The organism is Sediminibacillus dalangtanensis, from assembly GCF_017792025.1.
Taxonomy (GTDB): Bacteria; Bacillota; Bacilli; order Bacillales; family Amphibacillaceae; genus Sediminibacillus; species Sediminibacillus dalangtanensis.
Map to the genome: position 1 here is coordinate 1,295,135 of NZ_CP046956.1, position 25,546 is coordinate 1,320,680.

Genomic DNA, 25,546 nt, shown 5'->3' on the forward strand with positions numbered 1-25,546 from the left:
AACCGGCTGGATATGGATTCACAAGCATAGACGGGTTGGACGCGATATATAAATGTAGAAATGACCATTTGGAGGGAAGTCCTGGATGAACAGCAATCAAGAAGTGGCATTAAGCGATATCCGCCTGGCCCACAATCGAATAGCGGAGCTTATCGGGAAAACTCCGCTCCTTAAAGCACCTGCCCTTTCGGAGCTTGCAGGGATTGAGGCATATTTAAAATTAGAAACAATCAATGAAGTGGGCTCCTTTAAGATACGGGGAGCAGCAAACAAAATGCTGCAGCTTACCGAAACACAGTGCAAGCAGGGGGTCACCACCTATTCAACAGGCAACCATGGCATGGCTGTAGCATTTATCGCCCGGGAACTGTCCATACCGGCCGTGATTTGTATCTCCAACCGTGTGCCGCATGCAAAAGTAGCTGCACTTCAAAGGCTGGGAGCGAAGATTGAGATAGTAGGTGATGGTCAAGATGATGCAGCCAAACGTTGCCAGCAGTTACAGGAGCACGATGGCCTGACGGTTATACCGCCATTCGATGATCGGGACATTATAGCGGGGCAGGGAACGATTGCTCTGGAAATATTAGAAGACTTACCGGGACTGGAGGAGGTGATCATTCCAGTATCTGGGGGAGGATTGATAGCCGGGATCGGATTTGCATTGAAACAACTAAAACCAGATGTTCAGGTCACTGGTGTATCCATCCAAGCGGCATCTGCAATGCATGAGAGCCTTAGAGAGGGAAAACCCATCGAGGTACCGGAAAAAAACACGATAGCGGATAGTTTACTGGGCGGAATCAATCTGGAAAATCACTATACTTTTACGATGGTACAGCAATATATGGATCAAATGATTCTTCTTTCAGATCGGAACATCGTCAAAGCGATGACCTTCTTAATGGAACAGGAACGGATTGTCGCGGAGGGAGCCGGAGCTGCTGGGGTTGCTGCCGTGTTAACCGAACAGTCTGCCATGAAACAATCCACTGTTATCTTAGTTACCGGAAATAATCTCGATTGGCAGCAATTTTATGCGGCAAAGGAGGAGGGATAGGGATGATTGTATGTACGGAAGCACAAATAAGAGCGCATATTCAACAGAATCTTCAAATAGTGAAAGCAGTCGAGACAGGATTCGCCCACCTGTTTGAAGGAGAAGTGGCAATGCCTCCGATTATGCGCATCGATTTTCCTGAACAGCAGGGCGAAATCGATATTAAATCCGCTTATGTACACGGTATGAATCAGTTTGCGGTGAAAATGTCGACCGGTTTCTTCGAAAATCATCGATTAGGACTTCCGAGTGGGAATGGCATGATGCTAGTATTTAGTGCGGAAACAGGCGTACCACTTGCTGTTCTGTTGGATAATGGTTACCTAACGCATTTACGTACAGCAGCTGCAGGAGCTGTCGCAGCTGATCTTTTGGCAAATGAGACGGTGGAGGCAGTAGGATTGATCGGGACAGGTGCCCAGTCACGCTATCAGCTGGAAGCATTACAGCTAGTCCGACAGTTTTCCAAACTGTTTGTCCATGGACGGAATGTCGACCATGTTCGTAAATTTTTAGCAGATATCAGATACATTTACAGTGGGGAAGTGATTGTCTGCGAGACAGCGGAAGAGGTTGTACGGAATTGTGGTCTTCTGATAACCACCACTCCGGCTGAGTCCCCATTGATTCAGGCTGAATGGCTACACCCCGGTCTGCACATTACGGCGATAGGAGCGGACGCCGAACACAAAAACGAATTGGACCCAGCAATTTTTAAAAAAGCAGATAGAATTGTCTGTGACAGCAAATCGCAATGCAGCCGCTTAGGGGAGCTTCATCATGCCTATGAAGCAAAGGTGCTGGATTCTCAAACGCCTGTCGAAGAAATAGGAGCGATAGTCTCCGGAGCGAAGCCGGTCCGGAGGGAGAAAGACGCCATAACCGTTTGTGATTTAACTGGTACCGGTGTTCAAGACACGATGATTGCCGCTTATGCCTATGAATTGCTAAGCAAAAGCAACGCAGGTACGGTGTATTGAAAATGGAAGGCGGGGAGCAGGTCGTGTTTACAAAGGAAGAGTATAAAGAACGCGTGAAGCGCACCAAGGAACAGATGGCGATTGATGGTATCGAAGTGCTGCTGATCACCAATCCATCCAACATGAATTATCTGACCGGGTATAATGCGTGGTCTTTTTACGTTCACCAAATGGTCGTTGTCCTTCCTGATGAGGAAGAGCCTCGTTGGATTGGCCGCAAGCAGGATGCCAATGCAGCGAAAGAAACGACCTGGCTTCAACATCAGCATATTTTATTTTATAACGACGACTATATTCAGTCACCGATTCTGCATCCTATGGACGCAATTGCCCGCGTTCTAGTTAAAATGGGGAAAGGAAGCTGCCGGATCGGTGTCGAAATGGAAAACTATTATTTCACCGCAAAAGCGTTGAAACAACTGGAAACAGGGCTTCCCAATGCAGTATTCCTCGATGCAACGCTCCTAATCAATTATTTACGGATGATCAAGTCGGACAAAGAAATTAGTATGATGCAAAAAGCGGCAAAGATTGCCGGGCGGGCAATGGAGAGAGCGATGGAAGCAATCGAGCCTGGCCGGAGGGAAAACGATGCGGTGGCCGACATCTATCATGCCCAAATCAGTGGCACTTCCAGCTTCGGTGGTGATTACCCCGCCATCGTTCCGCTTCTGCCTGCAGGAAAAAAGACTTCTTCCCCGCATATCACCTGGTCGGACCAGCCTTACAAGGCAAAAGATACGGTGATTGTCGAACTAGCAGGTTGTTATCAACGCTATCATGCTCCGTTGGCGCGGACAGTTAACCTCGGAAAACCAATGGATAAAGTAAAGGATTTGGCTGAGGTCGTCGTAGAAGGATTGAATGAAGCCCTGTATGCAGTGAAACCGGGCTCGACCTGTGAGGAAATAGAGGAAGTTTGGAGGAAATCAATCGCAAAACATGGTTTTCTCAAGGATTCGCGAATTGGTTATTCTGTAGGCCTAAGCTATCCGCCTGATTGGGGCGAGCATACAGCAAGTATCCGCGCCGGGGACAAGACGATACTTCGGCCAAACATGACTTTTCATATGATTCCGGGAATTTGGTTTGACAGCTACGGAGTAGAAATCAGTGAGACGTTTCAGGTTACCGAAACAGGATGTGCTACGTTGACGGATTTTCCAAGAAAACTTTTTGTGAAGTGAGTGAAAGGGTCTGTCTCCCTAAAGTTTCGATGGGGGGCAGACTCTTGCTATGTAAGAACGGTATTCCTTTGGTGCCTGGCGGTCTTGGTCCCTGTGTAATCCCTTTCCGTAGATGACAATGATGGAAACTTTATCTCTGGTTTATTCCAAGATGGTGACGAGGGATTAGTTCCAAGTCACTCTTTTTCTGTTAACAAAGTAACGTTAATTGCTAAAGACAAAAGGAAAACAAGGATTAATTGGCGAATTTTGGTTAACAAGGCTCTATTTTATAAGCTGGAACGGTTTCAATGCCTGTTAAACATTCCAAGAATACAGCCAGTAGGGGGTAAGCTATGGAAAAATACATAGAAAAGTTCTGGGCGGAAATAAGGTCGGTTCCAAAAGCGAAAAACATCAAGAAACTAACAAAAGGGTTTTCCGCTGACAGTAAATTTCTCATACAAGCTGAAAGGGAAAAGTACTTGCTGTGCTTTGCCGATAAGCAGGATTACGAGAAGAAAAGGAGGCAGTTTCGGTTATTAAAGAAAATGATAGAAATGGGAGTGAGAGCACCCATTCCCGTCGAGGTTGGTCTACTAGACGATAGGAAAAGCTGTTATTCGATTTATTCCTTTTTGGAGGGGGAGGATGCTAGAGAAGAAATTCCTCACCTCTCCGAACAGAATCAATTTGTTGTCGGGGAAGCAGCAGGTAAGCAATTAGCCAAGATTCATAATCTTAGGGCGCCCGAACATATCGGCAGCTGGCATGACCGGTCAATAGCCAAGCATTACAAGTACCTGAACGCTTATTGGGAGACAGGTGTGAAAATAAAAAACGAGCAGCAAATCATTGATTTTATTGAGGAACATAAGCATTTGTTAAAGGACCGTCCAAATCGATTTCAACATGATGATTTTCACTTGGAAAATATCATTCTGAATAACGGGAAGCTTGCTGGTATCATTGATTTTGATAATTATGATTGGGGCGATCCTTATCATGACTTTGTCAAAATGGGCTTGTTTCAGCGGGAAACGAGTATCCCTTTTGCAATCGGGCAGCTGGAAGGTTATTTTCATGGGAAGATACCAGATGATTTTTGGACCTTATATGCTGTCTATCTCGCAATGGCAATGTTTTCTTCTGTAGTATGGACGGTTCGGTTCTCTCCGGAAAACCTGGAACAAATGCTCAAGCGCTTGATGACTGTCCAGCAAGAACATCACTATTTTAATCTGGTAAAGCCTGTCTGGTACACCAACCGTTTAATTTAGGCGAAAAATGGTATAATCTGCCTTCCGAAGTAAACAATAAAGGTAAATAGTTTTTACTTGGAGGGATACCCATGGTGGATAAAAGTGAGAAGGAAGGAATATTGCCAAAGTTTCCGGACTCCTACTGGCTGGAGAGTTCAAACATACCGCAATTTTCTCCTTTACAGGAAGATATACAAGCCGATGTCGTTATCGTTGGCGGTGGCATTACTGGAATAACAGCCGCTTATTTGCTCATCCAGGAAGGTTTGAAGGTGGCTTTGCTGGAAGGTGATCGGCTGATGAATGGAACAACCGGCCACACTACCGCGAAAATAACTGCCCAACATAATTTAATCTATGATGAATTGATCCGTCATTTTGGAGAAGAGGCAGCGAAGCAGTATTACGAGGCTAACACAGATGCACTGGAATTTATCGCTAAAACGGTAAAAGATCATGATATCGACTGTGGATTTATCCGGCAAGAAGCGTATTTGTATGCTACGACGCCTGAATATGCCGATAAATTGGAGAAAGAGTACGAGGCCTACCAAAAATTGGGGATCAGCGGTGAATTGCAAAGCGAAATTCCGTTTGACCAAAAGGTAGAAAATGTCCTTTCGATGAAAAATCAGGCACAGTATCACCCGTTGCAGTATCTAATCAAACTTGTTGAAACGATTGAAAAATCAGGCGGGCAGATTTATGAACAGACAACTGCTGTAAATGTGGAACGTACAGATAAGGGAACCGCAGTGCTAACAAGGGATGGTTTTCGTGTGACAGGGGAGTATGTTTTGGCCTGTACGCATTTTCCTTTTTATGAGGGAGCGGGACTCTACTCGACAAGAATGTATGCAGATCGTTCTTACCTGATAGCAGTCAAGACAAAACAAGACTATCCGGGCGGCATGTACTTAAGTGTGGATCAGCCGAGCCGTTCCCTCCGCGCTGCAACAGCTGGCAAAGAAAACATTGTGCTTGTCGGAGGAGAGAGCCATAAAACGGGTCAGGGGAAGGACACACTGGAATATTATAAAGCGTTAGCTTCCTTCAGCGAGGAAGTTTTGCATTCAACCGATATACTTTACCGCTGGTCGGCTCAGGATTTGACGACGTTGGATAAAATTCCATACATAGGCCAGGTGACTGCAGGGCAGCCAAACGTGTTAATTGCAACAGGATACCGGAAATGGGGAATGACAAGCGGGACTGCAGCAGCAAGACTGCTAAGGGATATCGTGATGGATAGACACTCCCCATACCGAAACTTGTTTGCCCCGTCACGATTCCAAGCCGATCCAAGCGCGAGAAAATTTGTGAAAGAAAATGTAGACGTAGCCAAGCACTTAATCAAGGGCAAGCTTGAATTGCCTGTTAAAAGAATCCATGACTTAGCCAGGGACCAGGGGGCGGCTGTCACGATTAAAGGGAAACGGAAAGGTGCATATCGTGATGAAGAAGGGAAGGTGCATGTCGTTGATACGACCTGTACGCATATGGGATGTGAAGTGAATTGGAATCATGGGGACCGGACGTGGGATTGTCCGTGTCACGGATCCAGATTTTCTTTTACTGGAGAAGTGGTCGAAGGACCAGCCGAAAAGCCACTCCAAAAAGATGAACATACCTTTTTCGATAATATTTTCTCGGAGGATTCAGGTTACTGATGTTGAAGTCCGCGAAAGTGAATAGAGCCTGGGACAAAAGCATCGTGACCAAAATAAAACCGAACGATACTACCATTCGTTCGGTTTTTTTGATGAGCAAAAAGCAAAACGTTTTACCCTATGAAAAGTGCAACTTTCCCCTCCGGCAAGGTACTTCGCTTTCCGCCGGCACGGCTTCAGCTAACTTGGCAAAGCATACCGCTTTGCCAAGTGGATCTTCAGCTCGCGCTCATCCCGCTGGAGTCTTCATACCTTGCCTCCGTTAGATCGAGATACCTTCTCTTTGGATGTGTTTTTCGTTTTGCCTATTGCCTTTACGATAGAAAGCTGAGCTGCATGGAAGTCGCCTTTTTATGCTATTGTCCAATCTCTAAAGAATAAAGGCCCCCCATGCTGATTTTCCGTTTTCTTCCCTGTTTGGATACCTATCAGCCAATAGAAAAATACGGTTCATCTATCGTGTGGAAATCAGAGCCCAAAAACATAGCGAAGGCAAGATACGGAGACTCCGACGGGAACAGCACGAGCTGAAAATCCCGCAAGAAAGCGGTTGGTGCTTTCGGAGGAAGTTGAAGCCGTGCCCGTGGAACGCGTAGTATCTTACCGTAGCGATTCGAAGCACGCAACAAACAACAGGATAAAACGAGAGTATACAAATACAAACCGAACGAATTTAATTGGCATTTAGAATTCGTTCGGTTTGTTCTTAAATGGCCATGCTTTTGTCCCGGCCTTTTTTATTCGTGCTGGTGTGTAATGTTTAGATCTCTTTATCTTAAAAAGCCGCTTAATCAGCCAATTTTAATGCTGCTTTAGAAGTTTTTAGGTCGACCTCAAGCTGTTCTTCCAAATCACTTGGATGATAATAGCCCTTGTCGATCATATATTGGCTTATTTTTTCATGGGCTTCGATTGCGTAGTTCAGTTGTGTACGTAAAACATCTCTTACTTCCGGAGTTGCTGCCTCGGTCAGCGCAAAAGTCATATTCCGGACAGCGGATTTTGTGGTAATCAAAAAATCAGTAGCAATAACTTGATCTGTCATTCCACTCAATCCAGCAACTTTTTGCAGCATATTTGTCATGTTAATTCCTCCTCTTTTGTTTTAACAGCTGATTCAATTGTTCTACATGCACTTTCCCCTCGCTGACATCCCTTTCCAAAATCGACTTCAGCTGATCACATCCTACCAGTCCGTGCATGGTGGCCGACTTTGTCAGACACAAATTTTTGAAGGTAATTATTTCATGCAGTTCTAATCGTTCATGGAGCGCTAATTGATCTGACATTTGTTCACATCCAATCATCTGCTTTTTTATTAGATTGCTTTCTTTCCTCGAAATTATTCGTTGGAGCAGTTGTGCATAGACTTCCTGGATTGAGACAAAATATCAATTAGTTCAATACATTTTAGGAGGATTCCGATGGGACAGGAAGACTTAGCTTTTCATGAAACAATGGATCTGCATGAACTATTGAATCTAAAGACCGTGGCCTTGCTGAAGTCCAAAATGATGCAAGGAATCGTGTTTGATCAGGATCTTCGCGCTATGCTGGAAAAAAACGTCCAACTGTCGATTATGGACATCAAACAGCTTCAGCGTCTTTATCCATACGCAAAGACACAGTAAAAATGGGGTGTAACAAATGAATGATTACTTAGATCCAATCAATTCGGTTGGCATGCCGGAGAAAATCGATTCAGCGATAGCGCTAGACTTGCTTATTACAATCAAAGAAGCCATACGTAACTATTCTGTAGCTTTGACAGAGGCTGCCAGTCCGGAGGTCAGGACGACCATCCGCAATCAAATGGAAGCTGCCCTTGATTTTCAGGAAGAAATCACTAATTTGCTGGTAAGGAAAAAGTGGTTTCATCCGTATGATGTAGCTGAACAGCAAATGCTTGATTTGAAGTCCGCCCAGACGGCGGTCGATATAGCTGGACTGGACCTCTTCCCGGAAAACAATAATCGAAAAGGGTTGTTCCCAACACCGCCGCAATAAGAAAATAACGGAGGAGATAGACACCATGAAAGCAGTAACATACCAAGGAGTGAAAAATGTTGCCGTCAAAGACGTCGAAGCTCCTAAAATACAAAAGGCTGACGACGTCATTGTAAAACTGACCCATACCGCCATTTGCGGCTCCGATCTACACTTGATTCATGGCATGATCCCGAACACCCAGGAAAATTACATCATCGGACATGAACCAATGGGAATTGTGGAAGAAGCAGGGCCGGAGGTTACGAATGTGAAAAAAGGCGACCGTGTCGTGGTGCCGTTCAATGTCAGCTGTGGGAAGTGCTGGTTTTGTGAAAACCAACTGGAAAGCCAGTGCGATAACGCCAATGATAATGGGGAGATGGGTGCCTATTTTGGTTACTCGGGGACCACAGGAGGCTATCCTGGCGGTCAAGCGGAATACATGCGTGTTCCATATGGAAACTTCACCCCCTTCAAAATTCCGGAGGATAGTGAAGTGAACGACGATAACCTGGTGTTACTCTCCGATGCCGGTACCACAGCTTACTGGAGTGTCGATAACTCCGGCATGAAAGAAGGCGATACAGTCGTTATTTTGGGCTGCGGTCCGATCGGGCTGTTGGCTCAGAAGTTTGCCTGGCTAAAAGGAGCAAAGAGGGTAATCGCCGTTGACTATGTCGGTTATCGACTGGAACATGCCAAGCGCACCAATCGAGTGGAAGTCGTCAACTTTGAAGACCATCAAAATGCCGGCGCCTATCTTCATGAAATAACCAAAGGCGGTGCGGATGTGGTGATTGATTGTGTAGGGATGGACGGGAAGATGACCGACCTGGAATTTCTCGCTACTGGCCTGAAATTGCAAGGCGGCTCGATGGGGGCTTTGGTAATGGCAAGTCAGGCTGTACGAAAAGGTGGGAATATCCAGGTCACGGGTGTTTATTCCAGCCGGTATAATGCTTTTCCTTTTGGGGATATTTTTCAGCGGAATGTTTCTATAAGGAGCGGACAAGCGCCTGTCATTCATTATATGCCGTACTTACACGACCTTATTTCACAGGGGAAGGTTGATATAAGCGATATTATTACGCATACATTGCCACTGAATGAAGCAAAACATGGTTACGAAATATTTGATACGAAGACGGAAGACTGTATTAAAGTGGTTTTGAGACCTTAATGCTGATTTGTTGGCATTCTATAATAAAAGGAAAGGAGGTTACGCTTATGGATGCACACCGTGCGCAGGAAATCACCTCATCCGATGCTATGATCGATGTCACATACAATGGTGGAAAAGTCTATATTGAACACGTCGACCAAGGAGCAGGAATGGCGACCGTCCATCCGCTTGATAACCCAGAAACAAAACAAAGTGTTCAGGTGGAAGACTTGTTAGAACAGTAAAGCATTCAATAAATCTACTTGCAAAATCGGACGATGACATGGGTAGGAAGTATGAACAATTGATAACGATATGAAGAAACAGCGAATGAAAGCAAACTCTTACCCTGTTGTTTGAGTGCACCTCCTTGCTACACCAAGCTACTGCGCTTCCCATGCTTCAACTTCCTCAGAAAGTGAAATACTTTGCCGGAGTGTTCTTTCTAAATAGAAAGTTCATTCACGCTTTATATGAACAAAAAAACCGAACGAGTTCGAATCATCGTTCGGTTTTTGCTTTGATCAAGCTGTTTGAATTTCGGCATAAGTACTGTCCAGCTGGTTTGTTTACATTCAACACTTGCACTGCTTGTTTTGGTTTGTTTTTTTGTCCATGGCTATAACTGTATCTCGCCATCTTCTTTGACCGGTAGATATTTCGTGAAATAGGCTCCTGCTATCAATAACAACAAAGTAATCACCCAGCTGATGTTACCCAAAAAATCCAACCAGTAACCTAACAGCTGTGTGACAGCAATCAAATAAAAGCAAATGGATGTCAAGGCGGTCTTTATTCCGGTTACCTTTGCTTTTCTTCTTTTCTTTATGTTGACGCTTATAGAAAAAACTAGTGCAATCACCGTGAGTATGGTGAGAATAATCGGAAGCAATCTACCCCTCCTTACCTAACGCTTATTCTGATGATAGATTTAGTTTAACATATATTAGGAAATCCGTAATGGGCGGAAAATTAATGATCTCGAATCTGAAGACAAAACAAATGCGATTGGTACGAAGTGATGAAGGTTATGCTAAGATAGAAACTATCCTGAGTGTCAACGAACAAAACCCAGTACAGAAGGATTTTATGGTGTAAGGTGGCAAGGTCGACTATTGAAATAAGCACAAAGGAGAAACAAAAGATGGAAATAAGAAAACCTGACGAGTCTGAACAGGAGTTGATTTTGTCGTTGTCTCCACAAGCGGTACAAGAGGGAACAGTAGGAGAATCAGCACCTGATACAGATAAGGCGAAAAAGCTGATTGAGTCTGTTCTGCAAAAAGGTGGATGTTATTGGGCTGCTTTTGAACAAGACCAATTGCTTGGATGGAGTTTAGTAGGGAAGGGCAAGGATTCCTTTACAGACAGGCCATTCGGCTTTGTTTATGAGCTGTTTGTCCTCCCCGGTTATAGAGGAAAAGGGATTGCCGAACAATTGCTGAATGCTGTCTGTGATCAACTTAAGAGTGCGGGATATCCGGAAGTACGCTTGAGTGTTCATGCACAAAACAGAGCGATTGAACTTTATCAAAAGATGGGATTTACAGAAAAGACGATTACGATGAATAGGGAGTTATAAGTAGTATCGATTAATTGTTGTCTTGCCAGGACTCATAGAAATACCAAATAAAAAACAGAATACTGATCAACAAAAATCCGGGAATAAAAAAATTATGGTATATGGGGTGCATGTCCGGGTTTGTAGGGAATTCGCCACTAGAAGTTTGTGCGAACCAATAGATATAACGGTTTAACCGTTCCATTGTGTATAAGAAGCCGCTTGCTAACAAAAACACTGATCCAAAAATCAGTCTTGTTTTGCGATCGATCATAGGTAAGACTTCCCTCCATTCGTTATTGATTTCATTTTACCTCGATTTCTATTTCAGTTCCAGCTTTTAGGAGAAAAGTGGTGATTTCGTATGATCATTAAAAAAATTTCATGCCACGTTTAGGATCGGCAGCTTCCAAAAGTGATGGGAAAGAGTTCTGCATGTCTTTTTGATGATTTTGTTCACAGGGATGTCTCTTTCCTTGCAGGAGAGCAGTTCGGCGTTCAAGAAAGCTGGCGGGCTAGCAATGACATCCTACCCTGATTATAGGAAACGGTGCCAGCTGATGTCTTCCGAAATGCTAGAAGAGATAGCAAGAAGTCACTTTCATAACCTGTTCACCGGGATTTAGCGTTAACTTGACTGCTTGAAAGTTTGCCTGTTATGCTAATTTCATTCTTTCCCTGTAGAAAGGGTATCCTGTGCAAAGATAGAAAGTTTCACGTTTTATCTTCTCTGAGAAAAAACGGAAATGCCCTCTTACACGAGATGCCGTTTAGAATGTAGGAGGTAGTATGATGGACAGGTTGGAAACGTTAAGGAAAAAACTTACATATAAACATGTTTTGGTTGCGGTTTTGCTAGTACTGCTTGTTACTTGTTCGATATTTTTCGTTTATCATAACTATTCCTTCTACGATCGACCGATCGCCAAAGTGACGGAAACAAACCTTGTTGATAAAGAAGAAGTAACAGCTGAACATGGTAATAAGGATGAAGTCTTTACACAAGAGGTTGTAGCAGAAATAATGAATGGTGCTAACAAAGGGGAGGAACTTCACTTAACGAATGAGTATTCTGCTTCGGCTACTTATAGTCAGGAATATCGTGTGGGGAACGATTTGTTTGTGTCCATCGATCCTGATAATGCAAACGCACACGCCGAGTTGACCGGAACCATCTTGGATGTTAAACGAGACAAGTACATCGTGCTTGTTGCGTGGGTGTTTGTGTTCATTTTATTGCTAGTTGGAAAAAAACAAGGGTTGTATTCTGTCATAAGCTTAGCCATCAATGCTGTGTTAATTTCTTATGCCTTAGATATGTATATCCAGTACGCAAATTTCGGCTTGCTGTTGATGTGCGCCTGCAGTGTTGTTTTATTCACCTTAACTTCTTTATTACTTGTCAACGGATTCAACGAAAAAACGTACGCGGCGATAGCTGCAACCCTATTAGGAACATTAACCTCCTTGCTGATTACGTATTTGGTTATGTGGATCACTTCTGAAAAAGGTCTTCGTTACGAGGAGATGGGCTTTTTAACACGTCCGCCGCAAATGGTGTTCATGGCAGGTATATTGATCGGTTCTTTAGGAGCCGTCATGGATGTGGCGATTACAATGTCTTCCTCCATTTTTGGGTTATATGAGAAGAAAACTGACATTGCAGTCAAAGCGCTTAAAACTTCTGGGATGGAAATTGGAAAAGATATTATGGGCACGATGACCAACATCCTGTTTTTTGCTTATATCAGCGGCTCGATTCCGACCATGATTTTATATTTGAAAAACGAGTACCCAGTATCTTACACGTTTTCCATGAATCTTTCCCTGGAATTGGCCCGGGCTTTAGCTGGTGGCATAGGAATCGTACTGACCATTCCAATCGGGCTTTATACAGCAATATTTTTTGTTAATCGAAAGCGGGCGAAATCATGAACACTTTAGTTTGGCTGGCAGCGATACTGTTTTTATTGATGATTGGCATTGGAGGAAAAAAGGGAGCACGATCCTTTTTCGCCATCATGTTGAACTTTGGTGTGCTGATTATTATCTTGTTTATGATGCTTGGACGTGATAACGATCCGGTTATTTTGACGATCATTGCCAGTACCCTTATTAGTTGTATCACGCTCTTTTTTATTAATAAAGTCAACATTACGACCAAAACGGCCTTTGTGTCTACGGTTATCACCATTGTCCTGTTAATCTTTTTTATTGTCTTCCTGACGGATAGATCGATGATTCAAGGATTCAGTGAAGAAGAAATGGGGGAACTTTACGTATTTACGATGCATATAGGGGTGGACTTTGTAAAGATTGCAGCTTCTGTGATCATTATGAGTACAATCGGCGCAATAACGGATGTGGCCATTTCGATTTCCTCTCCAATGCGGGAAATATTTTACCATAACCCCTCGATGAGCAGGAAAGAGCTGTTTGTTTCTGGTCTAAGCATCGGCAGGGACATTTTGGGGACCAATACGAATACGGTTTTCTTTGCTTTCATGGGAGGCTATTTGGCATTGTTGATTTGGTATAAAGATTTGGCATATTCACTTGGCGAAATTATCAACTCCAAGGTGTTCGCGGAAGAAATGATCGGCATACTCTGTGCGGGAATGGGAGTGGCTATCGTCATTCCGATCACTTCCTGGGTTACCGCTCTTGCGTTAGTACGGACAAAAAAGAAGCGTGAGGCCTCCCAATAGGTTTAAAAGATGGTCGAACAACAAACCCTCCGGAAAAAACCGGAGGGTTTGTTTTGTTAGTGGCTGAAATAGTGCTGAATTCCTTCGCTTATGCCAGCGGCCACGTTATCCTGATAAGTTTCGGTTTTGATTTCCCCAAGCTCTGCTGGATTGGAGACAAACCCAAGTTCAATCAAGACCGACAAATCGCTATTTTTCTTAAGTACACGATAGTCTGCTTGTTTTGTTCCATTGTCCTTAAGAGAGACGTGGTCCATTATCCCAGATTGAATGTTTTCTGCCAACTCCAAATCTTCATCTTCGGTATAGTGATAGGTACTGATGCCGCCGACTGTCTCAATAGGAAAAGAATTGTAGTGAAAACTGATAAAAGCGTCTGTATCGGAACGATTGCTGATTTTAATCCGCTTCTCCAGTGAAATATACGTATCATCATTTCTAGTCATGATAATGGTGGCGCCGCTTGCCTTCAGGTTTTTGGCCACTTTGGAAGCCGTCGCCAATGTCAAATCTTTTTCATAGGTTCCATCGATCCCGATTGCGCCAGGATCTTTACCGCCATGCCCTGCATCCAGAACGATCGTATAACCTGTCAGTGGCTCGACTGTTTGGCTTTGTTCCTGTCCATTCTTAATAGCGACAGAATCCTGTTTTTGTACTTTTCTTTCTGTCAAACTGCTGACACTTTGTTTCTTGTACATTGCTGTCTGCTTGCGTTTATGTAAAGAATCATGATTCTGTTCCATCGGGAAAAGATATTGCGAAGCTACCCAGCCTACTTGGTTGTCATAATAGGTTTTTACCCAGCCATAGGCTTCATCGAACACGGTGACTTGATCTCCATTCTGGAGTTTTCCGACTACTTCTCCACTGCTGGTAGGCTCATCACGGATTAAAAGGGAAGAACCATCTTCCACGTCAACCATATAAGTCTCGTTATCTGCTGCCATAACAGATGGAGCGAGCAACAAGGAGAGAAGCAGCAAGACTGCGCCTGCTGTTAAAGTAATTAATCGGTTCATCAAAAAACCCCTTCCTATCAAACTATTTTCCTGCCTCAGCTGTCTAGCACGATATTCCTCCAGCATACCCAGTCTGCAATCCTTTTAAACATTCTTTCTATTATTTATAGTGAAATATCTAGCAAAATAGTACTTCCAACGGAAAAATAGTAAGAAAGGTAGGGATGACTAGGAAAATAGATAGGGGGGAGAAGACGGATGAATTTCCCTGAAAAAGGGTAGCAAAAAAGAAGAAATTCTCCACGGACCCAAACAAGGTCTTTGCGGGAATTTCTTCTCTGCCTCAGGATGACAATTTTTGCTTGAAAGCTGTCAGTTTTTCTTTTACTTCTGAACTCAACTGTTTGATTTGTTCGATATCAGGTGTTTGGTTTTGTGCATACGCAATCAAAGGATAGAGACTATCTTCAATGTTTTTGTATTCGTCTGGAAAGTTTGTTTCCACTGATTTTTCGATTTTGTCCCATTTCTCGGAAAGGTTTTTACCTAGTTTGTTTATGGTTTCTGTCTGATTAGGTTGATTTGTAACGATAGAAACCAGCTCATCGAGGACGCCAAGTACTTTCTCCACACCGTCTGCAATTTTCCTCTCGCTTTGTGCGTCGATGGAAGTAACCTTTTCTACTGGTACCGTTTCCGCCGGTCCGGCTTCCTGCTGTTGTTCCTGCGCGTCCTCACCAAGGTAATAGTACAGCCCGAGTCCTAGTAAGGCAATCCAAAAAAGCTGCTTCAAGGGAATCATCTCCTTTTGGTTTTGTCGAAGGTAGCCTTCCCCTAAAGCAGGTAAGATTATGCAGATGAATGTTTGGTTGGATTTTTTGGAAACTTTTCTATTCGAGTGTTTTTACCCATCTAATCGGAAAATAGACATTGTAAATCAACTAGCCCCGCTTGAAAACCTGAAAAAGCCATTATTAGGCTATAAAAACAGACTATTCATTATTGTTCTTTTCCAGGAAATCAATCAAATCAGAAATTTCCCGGAATACTGCTTCAGGCTCTACTGAATATTCCGAGGACTGGTATTCGGGCAGCCATTTCGCCGCCCCGATGTGAACGCCCGCTTCTTTACCAGCATTCATATCATCATCACTGTCCCCGATATACATCGCATCGTCGGGAGCAACATGTACGTTTTTCAAAGCTTGCTGTATTCCTTCTGGCGCGGGTTTGGCTTCCTTGACGTCATCTCCTGTGATCAATACATCGAAATATTTCTTCATATCCAATTCTGCTAGAGAATATTCAAAGCTTTTTCGGGATTTACCAGTAACGACTCCCAGTTTCAATCCTCGCTCTTTTAATCTGGAAAGCAGCTGGTCAATCTCCTGATTCTTATCGACCAACCGGTTGTGATTTTCTTCATACTGTTGGTAATAATAAGAGACAGCTTCTTTAACATCATTGCTCTGCAGATTTTGTTCGATTAATTCCGGCTCGGGCGGCCCGAACATTTCTTTGATTTCCTCTTTCGAATAGTCTTTTTGATCAAATTTTTTAAAAACCTCTTGAAATCCGAAAATGTTGACGGGGAGTGTGTTAGCGAGTGTGCCGTCAAAATCGAAGATGATTGCTTTCATTGTTTCCATCCTTTCTTCTATTTTCTTTCTGCTATCGTCTGTTCCGGTCTTTGATGTTATACCCGAAAAATGGTATAGAAAAAAGTGACATAGGAATGAAATTGGCTACCACTGCTATGCTAACCTAACAATCAATAGTCGCCAAGCCGAAGTTATCCTCTATCTTCCCTTCGGACGTTTGAGCCATAAAAGGACAGAGAAAAGCGCTTCATCCGGTTGATGAAGTTCAAAGTAAGCGGAAGAAACGAGCAAAGTGCACTTCATCCGGTTGATGAAGTTCAAAGTAAGCGAAAGAAACAAGCAAAGTGCACTTCATAAGGTTGATGAAGTTCAAAGTAAGCGAAAGAAACAAGCAAAGTGCACTTCACAAGGTTGATGAAGTTCAAAGTAAGCGGAAGAAACGAGCAAAGTGCACTTCATCCGGTTGATGAAGTTCAAAGTAAGCGGAAGAAACGAGCAAAGTGCACTTCATCCGGTTGATGAAGTTCAAAATGAACGAGGGAACGAAGAAAAGCATTTCCTATAGGCATTGAAAATGCAATTGGAGGAAGGCAAGCATATGCTTACAATCTATAAAAAACTCCTGCTAGACTTGTTAAAATTTCTTGCAAACTAGATAACTGGCGTAGAAAAAATAGAAGTATAAGACCAGCCATTCTTTGGAATCGTCTAAAGGTTCGATGTTCGGATTTTTTCTCTAACGATGAAATTGCCCCTACATACGTTATACGTTTGAAATGAAACCTGGAAAGGCATTAGATTAGTATAGAGAATAGGAGGGTGGCAAATGAATAGACAGATTGCTGGAAAGACGATTAATGACTGGATTCAACAGTTTCCTTTACTAGAACAAATCAAACAATATCAGCCGGTATACTGGGAGAACCCAGGGGTCCGGGAAGACCTTCTGGGTATGGAGAAGTTAAAAGCAGATGATATTACCGATGCAGCGGAAAGATGGAAGCGTTTTGCTTCCTTATTAAAAGAACTTTTCCCTACCTTGCAGGATACGGAAGGGAAGGTTGTCTCCCCGCTTCGCAGGCTTGACAGGTACAAGGAAGCCTGTTCGAATGTGCTTAAAGAAGACAGTCCCTTTTATCTGAAGTGTGACAACCAGCTGCCGGTGGCAGGATCGATCAAAGCCAGAGGCGGTATGTATGAGGTGCTTAAACATGCGGAATCTCTGGCGCTTAAAGAAGGATTGCTTAAGCAGTCAGATGATTATCGTGCGCTTACTTCCCCGGCCTGCAGACAGTTTTTTAGCAGACATTCTATTGGAGTTGGCTCGACCGGCAACTTAGCTCTCAGTATAGGTATTGTCGGAACGGCGCTTGGATTTGAGGTGCATGTTCATATGTCGAGCGATGCCAAACAGTGGAAAAAGGATTTGCTGCGAAAACATGGTGCTCAAGTTCATGAATATAAAGGCGATTTTAGTGAGGCAATCACTAAAGGCAGACAGCAGACAGAAGCAGATCCAGCTGCTTATTTTATCGATGATGAAGATTCCAAAGATTTGTTTCTGGGCTATAGCGTAGCAGCAGCTGAACTAAAACAACAGCTGGATGCAGAGAATGTTTTCATCAGTGAACAAAACCCACTTTTCGTTTATTTACCTTGCGGTGTCGGCGGAGCACCGGGTGGTATTGCTTATGGTTTAAAGCAGTTGTTCGGTGGGTTGGTTCACTGTGTTTTTGTCGAACCGACTCATGCACCGGCAGTATTGCTTGGACTAATGACAGGTCTTCATGAAGGTATATCTGTTCAGGATTTTGATTTGGATAACCGTACTGCTGCGGACGGTCTTGCGGTGGGAAGGCCATCCAGGTTCGCCTCTTCTGTCAGTCAACATACGGTAAGTAGTATTTATACAGAAAACGACGACATTTTTTATCAGTTGACTTATGAGCTTTGGAACCAGGAAGGCATTTTTTTGGAACCTTCGGCAGCGGCTGGATTATCAGGGCCAAATCGGATTCAGGAAGATTCCCGTTTATCACACAAAGCGCCGGATGGAGTCCACGTCGCTTGGGCGACAGGGGGAGCGTTAGTCCCTGATTCTGAACGGGAAATGATTTATCAGAAAGGTAAGCAGCTTGCTGAAAGCAAATAACCCTCGTATAACAAGCGTTTTGAAAAGGGCTCCTGTGGACACATATCTGCAGGAGCTTGTTTTACGGAGGAATGGCTACTTAATAACAAACATATTATGGAATAAACTACGAGATGAAGGTAAGATGAAAACATAGACAAAGAGCAGAAGTCGAAAAAATCAGGGGGTTTAGGATGAAAAGATGGAAAATGTTTTTGCTTGGACTAACAGCATTTTTTGTTTTGTTCTTCATTGTAACCGGTTTCAAAACTATCACCTTGACCAGCAAACAACCTGAACCACATCCGATAAAGATCGACCTGGCTGAAGAGGATGCGGTTGCCAGGTTTTCGAAGGCGATTACCTATCCTACCATTTCTCACCAAGATTACAGCCAATTCAGTTATTCCGAATTTGATGGTTTTCTCGGTTTCCTGGAGGAAAGCTACCCGCTCGTCCATGAGCAACTGCATCTTGATAAGGTCAACGAATATGGACTTATTTATAGGTGGCAAGGCAGTGAAGAAACAAAAGAACCAATCGGCCTCACAGCACATTATGACGTAGTCCCTGTATTAGAAGGGACAGAAACAGCTTGGGGTCAGTCCCCGTTTAGTGGGGAAGTGGTGGATGGAAAGATTTGGGGGAGGGGGACGCTTGATGACAAGATCGGAGTAATAGGTATCCTTGAAGCTGTCGAAAACCTACTGTCCGAAGACTTTCAACCAGAACGGGATGTTTATCTTTTGTTTGGTTTTGATGAAGAAGTCGGCGGTGAGAAGGGGGCGCAGGCTATTGCGGAAGAATTGAAGCAGAGGAACATCAAGTTTGAATTTATTCTCGATGAAGGAGGAGCCATCATCGATGGAATGGTCCCGGGCTTAGATAATCCGGTTGGCGTGGTTGGCTTGTCTGAAAAAGGGATGGCGACAGCCGAACTTTCTACCGAAGGAAGCGGAGGGCATTCCTCACAGCCAGAAAATCGAACCAATATCGGCAGGATTGCACGGGCAATCACCAAACTGGAAAGAGCACAATTCCCGGCTGATCTGCAAGGCCCCGCTGAGGAGCTATTAGCCTATACTGCTCCTGAGATGAAAGGAGCAATGAAATATATTTTTGCCAATCAGGCCATATTTGAACCAGTAATCGAATCGATTCTGTTGGAAAAACCGGCTACCGCCGCCCTGCTTCGCACGACAATCGCCCCGACCATTTTCCAGGCAGGCGAGCAATACAATGCCCTACCAGAAAAAGCATCGGCGGTAGTCAATCTGCGTGTCATGCCGGGTGATTCTTTAGCAGATGTACAGTCTTTTATTGAGGAAACCATTGACGATGACCTCGTCCATGTGAGTGTAACCGGAAATGAAGCATCTTCCGTCTCTTCCGTTGACAACTGGCACTTTAAGACCATCCAGCAGGCTGCACGGAATGCGTATCCGGATGCGGTTATCGCTCCCTATTTAATGTTTGCGGGTTCAGACGCCAGGCATTACGATGGAATCGCCGACAATACGTATCGCTTTTTGCCGGTTTTGATTACTGCGGAAGATTTGAACCGTATGCACGGAAGCAATGAACATATCAGTATCGATAATTATTTTCATGCCATTTCTTTTTACCGGGAAATCATAAAAACCGCCGATAAACAGGCAGGGGATCAATAGGATATTATAGAAGTGTTCAGTAAATAATCAGGAAAAAGGGTGTGAACCAGTCATGAAAAGAGGTCTTTGGAGGGTACCGATTCTGGTCGGTGTGATTGCTAGTTTGGCAGCTTCGCTAGTATTTCTTTGGATAGATTCACCTTCACCGTACCTTGGTGCTTTGGTAATAGGTTTCTTGATTTTTGAGATTAGTTTTTATCACCGTTTTCATCAAAGAAAAGAAAAAAATAGATAGAAATGATAAAATTTTTTGCTGTATGTCAGACTCTAATCGAGAGGAGTGTGCCCATTCGATGAAGCTTGCCTTTACCACACTAGGCTGCCCGCAATGGGATTTAGATACCATGATCAATTACGCAGTTGAAAATGGATTTCAAGGCATAGATTTTCGGGGGTTCCAAGGAGAAATGGACATCTTTCGCACGCCTGCGTTTTCCAGCCAGCGGGAGGAAACCAAACAAAAATTTAATCATGCAGGTCTCGAAATCCCCTGTTTCTCCAGTTCTGTCAGGTTATATACTAAATCAGCAGAGCAATTTCAGACTTACCTGAATGAGTTGAAGGAGTATGCAAAACTATGCCACTTTTTCCAGACTCCTTACATTCGTGTGTTTGGAGGAATCATCGGTGACATTGCAAGGGAACAGGCACTGGATAGACTCGAACGAAATCTTAAGGAAATGCTGGCGATTGCAGAGGAGTATCAAGTAACGTTGCTGCTGGAAACGCATGATGATTGGACGGCGTGCGGCTATGTAGAAGAAGTTCTGCAGCGTGCCCGTTCCCCTTATTTGCAAGTTTTGTGGGATGTCCACCACCCATACCGGATAGCTGGCGAAACACCGGAACAGACATGGGAGACACTTGGCGGACATATTCGGTACACACATTGGAAGGATTCTTACAAAAGCAGTAATAATGAAAAGGGGTATCAGCTTTGTCTGATGGGAGAAGGGGATGTGCCACTACAGCGGATTTTTCAGTTGCTCCAAACGAAAGGGTTCGATGGCTATTATACATTGGAATGGGAAAAAGTATGGTGGCCGGACATTGAAGAACCCGAAGTGGCCCTTCCCCAATACGCAGCGTTTATGAGAGAAATGGAATGAAACAGGCTGGCCCTGGAAAAGGACCATACAAAAAGGAGAAAAGGCAATCGACAGGGTAATTAAATTACTTCCGAAATTAAGAAATCCGTTCTTAGATTAATAAGACGGATTTATTTGTTTTTTATATGATAGGGATAATCTATTGAGGGAAAGTTTTGTAAAACACGCTTCCCGCAAAGCAGGGAAGTAGGAGTTCTCGTGTAACAAAATTTATCAGAATAAGGGACTGTCAGCGCAGGCAGAATTGTGCAACAGCAGGAGTCGTAGCCCGGTAGGAGCTTGTCTGCCTCTGAATAGACTGAAGCCGAGAAAGCAAGGTTTTCTGCCGTAGCGATGCCAAGCCCTCATGGTTTTTAGAAGACGAAGTAGGTTGCAGTAATTTACTTATAGAATAAACGTCTTTTCGAGAATAGGAAAACTTTATGTGCAAGGAAGAACTAAAAAATGGAAGCGTTTTATAAAAGGGGCGATAACAGTGATCAATTTTGGAGTTGTGGGGTGCGGACGTGTAGCCGGAGTACATACAGAAGCTATTGCGGAAGCGGACCATGCGAATTTATACGCTTTATGTGATATCGACCATAACAGAATTCGGAAATATGCAGATCATTATCAGGTCGAAAACGTTTATACCGATTTTGAAGCGATGCTCCGTAACCCGGCTGTAGATGTGGTGAATATTTGCACCCCACATGGTTTGCATGCAGAAATGGCTGTAAGAGCAATGGAAGCGGGAAAGCATGTCATGATCGAAAAACCGCTTGCCCCTACCTTGGAGGAAGCCGATCGCATCATCAAGACGGCCAAGCGGCACCGTGTGAAAGCGACAGTGGTTCAACAAAATCGATTTAACGAAGCGATACTGACCACCCGACGTGCTTTGCAGGAAGAGCGCTTCGGCAAGTTGACCTATGGAACCGCCTATATCCGTTGGCGGCGGGAACAGGATTACTATGATCAGGACGCTTGGCGTGGAACAAAGGCTATGGCTGATGGCGTTCTGATGAATCAGGCAATTCATACCATAGACTTACTCGTCTGGCTCATGGGACCAGTTAAACGGGTAACTGGCAGGACTGCAACCAGTCAGCATAGACTCGAAATGGAAGACTTGGGGATAGCCATGCTGGAATTTGAAAGTGGAACGTTAGGAATCGTCGATGGAACTACTACCGTTTTTCCTTCTGATTTAGGTGCAGGTCTCAATTTGTTTGGTCAGAATGGAATGGTTTGTATTGGAGGGAATGCTGCAAATCGTATAGAAAAATGGCGGTTTGGCCGGGATTTTCAGCAGGAAGAAAACCAAGTGCTCGCTTTGCAAAAGGAGAATCCTGCCAGTGTTTACGGTATCGGGCACAAGCATTGCGTGAAGGACTTTGTACAAGCTATCCGGGAGGACCACAATCCATTCATATCATTAGAGGATGGCCGTTATGCACTGAAGTTGATATTGGCAATCTATCAATCGAATACGACGGGTCTTCCGGTCGATTTAACAAAATAATTTTCATTAAAACTGCGGCTGCTAGCAAACTGATCAAGGAAAGGATGAATGAAGATGGAGCAAGTACGTATCGGAATCATCGGGGTTGGAAACATGGGAAGTGCCCATGCGAAATACCTGCAGGAAAATACTGTTCAGGGGGCTAAATTAACCGCTGTTCTGGATACGAATGAGGAGCGTGCCAAATGGCTGGAAAGTCAACTAGAGGAAGAGATTTCTGTATATTCGGAAGAAGACGCCTTTTTTGATTCTGGTTTGGTTGATGCCGTTCTAATCGCCACGCCACATTATCAGCATTCCAGGTTGGCGATAACAGCCTTTCGTCGAGGGCTTCACGTACTGTGTGAAAAACCGGCAGGTGTTTATACGAGCCAAGTACGGGAGATGAATCGGGCATCTGAAGAAAGTGGAAAGGTATTCTCCATGATGTTTAATCAGCGGACCAATCCGCTTTATCAAAAGCTGCGTGATGTCATTCAAGCAGGAGAACTTGGGGAAATTCGCCGGATCAATTGGATTATTACCAACTGGTATCGTTCACAGAGCTACTATGATTCCGGCGGCTGGCGGGCAACCTGGGCGGGGGAAGGAGGAGGAGTGCTGATCAATCAGTGTCCTCACCAGCTCGATTTATGGCAATGGATGACCGGCATGATGCCAGAAAGAGTACGTGCTTTTTGTTATTTCGGTAAATACCGGGACATCGAAGTGGAAGATGAGGTCACCGCATTTGCCGAGTATGAAAATGGAGCGACCGGTGTTTTTATCACAACAACAGGAGAAGCGCCAGGAACAAACAGGCTTGAAATTGCTGGGGACAGAGGCAAACTGGTAGTGGAAGACGGCCGGCTCCGGTTTTGGCGGCTGCGGGTTCCCGAGCCTGAATTCAACCGGACTTATAAGGGTGGATTTGGGGCACCGGAATGCTGGGAAGTAGAGATCCCAATAGCGGGGGAAGAAACTGCACACCGAGGTATCACCCAAAATTTTATTAATGCCATATTAAAAGGAGAGCCCCTTTTGGCTCCCGGTACAGAAGGAATCAAAGGGCTTACGCTATCCAATGCCATGCACATGTCCGCGTGGCAAGATGACTGGGTGAATCTGCCTTTAGATGAAGAGGCTTATTACAAGATATTGAAGGAAAAGGTTGCGACTTCTGAGAAGAAGCGTACAGATGGCGATGTCCGGCTTGATGTAGACGGAACATATTAATTAGGACACGAAGCATGGGAAACAAAAAATGTGTCAAAAGGGGGAGAACAGGAAATGCAATTTTCTGTATTTACAGTGATGACACCTGACCTTACGCCGAAACAATTAATAGAACGTCTGGCGGAGACAGGTTATGACGGAGTAGAGTGGCGGTATAAGGAAACCCCGGAAGCATTTAAACGGGAACAGCCGAGCTATTGGCGTTTTAACAAATGTACTTTGCAGCCTGAAGTTACCGATGAAGAACTTGCGAGTTTGCGTAAGTCAACGGAAGAAAAAGGGATTGAAGTAGTCAGCGTCACCCCTTATCTTGATGTAGATGACATGCAAGCGACGGAGAAGGTTTTGCAGACAGCTCAAAAACTGGGAGCCACCACCATAAGGATTGGTGTTCCCCGGTATGACAGGACGGAAACGTACCAGGACTTATATAAAAAGGCGGTACAGTACATGAAAGAAGTGGAAGAAATGTGCAAGCAGTACAAGGTGAAGGGATTGGTGGAAACGCATCATCAGACAATCACGCCCAGTGCAAGCCTGGCTTATCGGTTGGTCCGTCATTTCGATCCCAGCCATATCGGCGTGTTATATGACCCTGGCAATATGGTGCATGAGGGCTTTGAAAATTATCGGATGGGATTGGAAGTCCTGGGAGATTATCTGGCACATGTTCAGGTCAAAAATGCAAGCTGGCAGATCAATCAGAAGTATCCGGATGGAAGCATAGGGTGGGAAGTGAAATGGGCACAGCTGGAGCATGGCGTGGTCGACTGGAAGCAGGTATTAACTGATTTGAAAGCTGTGGGATATGACGGATATGTCGGGTTTGAAGATTTTAGTGGCGTGTTTCCTACGAGGGAGGCACTTTCCCATAATATCAACCGAATCAAGCAGTTATTGACCGAAATATAAGGAAAGGGGGACGGTGAGTCATGAATATTGGTTGTTGTACCGATATCCAAAATGCCAAATTAGTGAAAGAGGCAGGTTTTGATTTCTTGGAATGCAAAGTCGTTTCCCTTATGGAAGAGCAAACAGATATCATTGACCAACAGGCTCAATTCTGTCGGGATATCAAGCTGCCAGTAATGTCCTGTAACATTTTTTTACCGGGAACTTTGAAAATAGTCGGCAATGAAGTAGATGAAGCGGCAATCGCCGGTTACCTGGAGGCGGCAATGCCTCGCGTCAAGCAAATAGGAGCTGAAAAGGTTGTCTTTGGAAGCGGTGTTGCACGTTCATTGCCGGAAGGGTTTTCGCGACAGAAAGGGGAAGAACAAATTGGCCGTTTTCTTGATGTAGCAGCAGATTATGCGGAACCACTCGGCTTGACTATTGTCATCGAGCCGTTGAATCAGATGGAAAGCAATATTATTAACAGCGTTCCGGAGGCCGTTCGATTAGCCAAGTCGGTCAACCGTCGATCGATTCAAGTGCTGGCTGATTTTTATCACATGGAGGTAGAGAGGGAACCATTAGAAAATATCATCACGGCGAAAGATTATTTGAAGCATGTCCATGTGGCCGACACGGACCGGAAGCCGTCCGGTACTGGGAGCTACCCGTACCATGAATTTAAGGAATGCTTGACGGCGGCTGGATATGACGGCAGCATAGCTGTGGAATGCAATTGGTCCAATCTGTCTGGTGAATTATATGCTGCCCGAAAATATCTAGCAGAAGTTTTCGCTTATCCATCGTAGTGTACCTTTTTTCATAGATATCCCTATATAGCCCTGCCAATAATTTTATCTACTACTTCTTATTTCTCCATAAAATACCATTGAAAAGACGGT

26 protein-coding genes are annotated in these 25,546 nt (G+C 44.2%); 20 read left to right on the plus strand and 6 right to left on the minus strand.

The features are described 5' to 3' along the window. Positions 1 to 85 precede the first annotated feature (85 nt). The 5 genes from ERJ70_RS06605 (at position 86) to ERJ70_RS06625 (ending at position 6,138) form a co-directional block, all read left to right on the plus strand. Positions 86 to 1,060, plus strand: coding sequence for a pyridoxal-phosphate dependent enzyme (locus tag ERJ70_RS06605; protein WP_209368065.1), 975 nt, complete (start codon positions 86 to 88; stop codon positions 1,058 to 1,060). 2 nt (positions 1,061 to 1,062) lie between these two features. Beyond that, positions 1,063 to 2,040 (plus strand): cyclodeaminase, encoded by a 978-nt coding sequence (locus ERJ70_RS06610; protein ID WP_209368067.1) that lies wholly within the window; start codon positions 1,063 to 1,065, stop codon positions 2,038 to 2,040. A 2-nt stretch (positions 2,041 to 2,042) separates the two neighbouring features. Further along, positions 2,043 to 3,227 carry a M24 family metallopeptidase gene (locus ERJ70_RS06615; protein ID WP_209369175.1) on the plus strand — a complete coding sequence of 395 codons (1,185 nt, stop codon included), beginning with the start codon at positions 2,043 to 2,045 and terminating at the stop codon, positions 3,225 to 3,227. 335 nt (positions 3,228 to 3,562) lie between these two features. Then, entirely contained in the window at positions 3,563 to 4,486 is a 924-nt protein-coding gene (locus ERJ70_RS06620) for an aminoglycoside phosphotransferase family protein (RefSeq protein ID WP_209368069.1), read from the plus strand. Between the two features lie 71 nt (positions 4,487 to 4,557). Then, positions 4,558 to 6,138, plus strand: a complete 1,581-nt coding sequence (locus tag ERJ70_RS06625) for an FAD-dependent oxidoreductase (protein ID WP_209368071.1) — start codon at positions 4,558 to 4,560, stop codon at positions 6,136 to 6,138. A 787-nt stretch (positions 6,139 to 6,925) separates the two neighbouring features. On the opposite strand, the gene ERJ70_RS06630 is transcribed toward ERJ70_RS06625, so the two are convergent. Together ERJ70_RS06630 and ERJ70_RS06635 are read right to left on the minus strand one after the other, a co-directional pair. Then, positions 6,926 to 7,222, minus strand: a complete 297-nt coding sequence (locus ERJ70_RS06630; RefSeq protein WP_209368073.1) for a spore coat protein — start codon at positions 7,220 to 7,222, stop codon at positions 6,926 to 6,928. 1 nt (position 7,223) lies between these two features. Continuing rightward, positions 7,224 to 7,427, minus strand: coding sequence for a hypothetical protein (locus tag ERJ70_RS06635; protein ID WP_209368075.1), 204 nt, complete (start codon positions 7,425 to 7,427; stop codon positions 7,224 to 7,226). 135 nt (positions 7,428 to 7,562) lie between these two features. On the opposite strand from ERJ70_RS06635, the gene ERJ70_RS06640 reads away from it, so the two are divergent. The 4 genes from ERJ70_RS06640 to ERJ70_RS06655 are packed head-to-tail and all read left to right on the plus strand — an operon-like array spanning position 7,563 to position 9,534. Continuing rightward, positions 7,563 to 7,769 (plus strand): spore coat protein, encoded by a 207-nt coding sequence (locus ERJ70_RS06640; RefSeq protein WP_209368077.1) that lies wholly within the window; start codon positions 7,563 to 7,565, stop codon positions 7,767 to 7,769. Positions 7,770 to 7,785: 16 nt separating this feature from the next. Further along, positions 7,786 to 8,145, plus strand: a complete 360-nt coding sequence (locus ERJ70_RS06645; protein ID WP_209368079.1) for a spore coat protein — start codon at positions 7,786 to 7,788, stop codon at positions 8,143 to 8,145. Between the two features lie 25 nt (positions 8,146 to 8,170). After that, a complete protein-coding gene (locus tag ERJ70_RS06650; RefSeq protein ID WP_209368080.1) occupies positions 8,171 to 9,307 on the plus strand; it encodes a zinc-dependent alcohol dehydrogenase in 1,137 nt (378 codons plus the stop codon). A gap of 47 nt (positions 9,308 to 9,354) precedes the next feature. Continuing rightward, positions 9,355 to 9,534 carry an H-type small acid-soluble spore protein gene (locus ERJ70_RS06655; RefSeq protein ID WP_209368081.1) on the plus strand — a complete coding sequence of 60 codons (180 nt, stop codon included), beginning with the start codon at positions 9,355 to 9,357 and terminating at the stop codon, positions 9,532 to 9,534. Positions 9,535 to 9,908: 374 nt separating this feature from the next. Here ERJ70_RS06655 and ERJ70_RS06660 read toward each other — a convergent pair whose 3' ends face one another. Next, on the minus strand, positions 9,909 to 10,181 hold the full coding sequence (locus ERJ70_RS06660) for a hypothetical protein (protein ID WP_209368082.1): 273 nt from the start codon (positions 10,179 to 10,181) through the stop codon (positions 9,909 to 9,911). A 68-nt stretch (positions 10,182 to 10,249) separates the two neighbouring features. Between ERJ70_RS06660 and ERJ70_RS06665 the strand changes: the two genes are divergently transcribed. The 4 genes from ERJ70_RS06665 to ERJ70_RS06680 all read left to right on the plus strand — a co-directional run bounded on the left by ERJ70_RS06665 (position 10,250) and on the right by ERJ70_RS06680 (position 13,558). Further along, positions 10,250 to 10,387, plus strand: coding sequence for a hypothetical protein (locus tag ERJ70_RS06665; protein WP_209368083.1), 138 nt, complete (start codon positions 10,250 to 10,252; stop codon positions 10,385 to 10,387). A gap of 46 nt (positions 10,388 to 10,433) precedes the next feature. After that, the gene (locus tag ERJ70_RS06670; RefSeq protein ID WP_209368084.1) at positions 10,434 to 10,871 is read left to right on the plus strand and encodes a GNAT family N-acetyltransferase; all 438 of its coding nucleotides are present in this window, start codon (positions 10,434 to 10,436) and stop codon (positions 10,869 to 10,871) included. Positions 10,872 to 11,642: 771 nt separating this feature from the next. Next, positions 11,643 to 12,785 carry a YibE/F family protein gene (locus tag ERJ70_RS06675; protein WP_209369177.1) on the plus strand — a complete coding sequence of 381 codons (1,143 nt, stop codon included), beginning with the start codon at positions 11,643 to 11,645 and terminating at the stop codon, positions 12,783 to 12,785. Beyond that, positions 12,782 to 13,558 (plus strand): YibE/F family protein, encoded by a 777-nt coding sequence (locus ERJ70_RS06680; RefSeq protein ID WP_209368085.1) that lies wholly within the window; start codon positions 12,782 to 12,784, stop codon positions 13,556 to 13,558. Before ERJ70_RS06675 ends, ERJ70_RS06680 begins: the two co-directional genes overlap by 4 nt. A 56-nt stretch (positions 13,559 to 13,614) precedes the next feature. On the opposite strand, the gene ERJ70_RS06685 is transcribed toward ERJ70_RS06680, so the two are convergent. The 3 genes from ERJ70_RS06685 to ERJ70_RS06695 all read right to left on the minus strand — a co-directional run bounded on the left by ERJ70_RS06685 (position 13,615) and on the right by ERJ70_RS06695 (position 16,160). Continuing rightward, on the minus strand, positions 13,615 to 14,580 hold the full coding sequence (locus ERJ70_RS06685) for an N-acetylmuramoyl-L-alanine amidase family protein (RefSeq protein WP_209368086.1): 966 nt from the start codon (positions 14,578 to 14,580) through the stop codon (positions 13,615 to 13,617). A 283-nt stretch (positions 14,581 to 14,863) separates the two neighbouring features. Continuing rightward, positions 14,864 to 15,313, minus strand: coding sequence for a hypothetical protein (locus tag ERJ70_RS06690; RefSeq protein ID WP_209368087.1), 450 nt, complete (start codon positions 15,311 to 15,313; stop codon positions 14,864 to 14,866). Between the two features lie 199 nt (positions 15,314 to 15,512). Beyond that, positions 15,513 to 16,160, minus strand: coding sequence for an HAD family hydrolase (locus ERJ70_RS06695; RefSeq protein ID WP_209368089.1), 648 nt, complete (start codon positions 16,158 to 16,160; stop codon positions 15,513 to 15,515). A gap of 787 nt (positions 16,161 to 16,947) precedes the next feature. Here ERJ70_RS06695 and dsdA point away from each other — a divergent pair. The 7 genes from dsdA (at position 16,948) to ERJ70_RS06730 (ending at position 25,453) form a co-directional block, all read left to right on the plus strand. Further along, positions 16,948 to 18,273 (plus strand): D-serine ammonia-lyase, encoded by a 1,326-nt coding sequence (gene dsdA / locus ERJ70_RS06700; protein WP_209368090.1) that lies wholly within the window; start codon positions 16,948 to 16,950, stop codon positions 18,271 to 18,273. 173 nt (positions 18,274 to 18,446) lie between these two features. Further along, entirely contained in the window at positions 18,447 to 19,922 is a 1,476-nt protein-coding gene (locus ERJ70_RS06705) for a M20 family peptidase (RefSeq protein WP_209368091.1), read from the plus strand. Positions 19,923 to 20,215: 293 nt separating this feature from the next. Further along, complete coding sequence (locus ERJ70_RS06710; protein ID WP_209368092.1) at positions 20,216 to 21,031, plus strand: sugar phosphate isomerase/epimerase family protein; 816 nt, start codon at positions 20,216 to 20,218, stop codon at positions 21,029 to 21,031. Between the two features lie 475 nt (positions 21,032 to 21,506). Next, entirely contained in the window at positions 21,507 to 22,535 is a 1,029-nt protein-coding gene (locus tag ERJ70_RS06715) for a Gfo/Idh/MocA family protein (protein WP_209368093.1), read from the plus strand. A 54-nt stretch (positions 22,536 to 22,589) separates the two neighbouring features. Then, positions 22,590 to 23,750: a Gfo/Idh/MocA family protein gene (locus ERJ70_RS06720; protein ID WP_209368094.1), complete on the plus strand. Its 1,161-nt coding sequence runs from the start codon at positions 22,590 to 22,592 to the stop codon at positions 23,748 to 23,750. A gap of 54 nt (positions 23,751 to 23,804) precedes the next feature. Further along, positions 23,805 to 24,662, plus strand: a complete 858-nt coding sequence (locus ERJ70_RS06725; protein WP_209368095.1) for a sugar phosphate isomerase/epimerase family protein — start codon at positions 23,805 to 23,807, stop codon at positions 24,660 to 24,662. Between the two features lie 20 nt (positions 24,663 to 24,682). Further along, positions 24,683 to 25,453, plus strand: a complete 771-nt coding sequence (locus ERJ70_RS06730) for a sugar phosphate isomerase/epimerase family protein (RefSeq protein ID WP_209368103.1) — start codon at positions 24,683 to 24,685, stop codon at positions 25,451 to 25,453. Positions 25,454 to 25,546 lie beyond the last annotated feature (93 nt).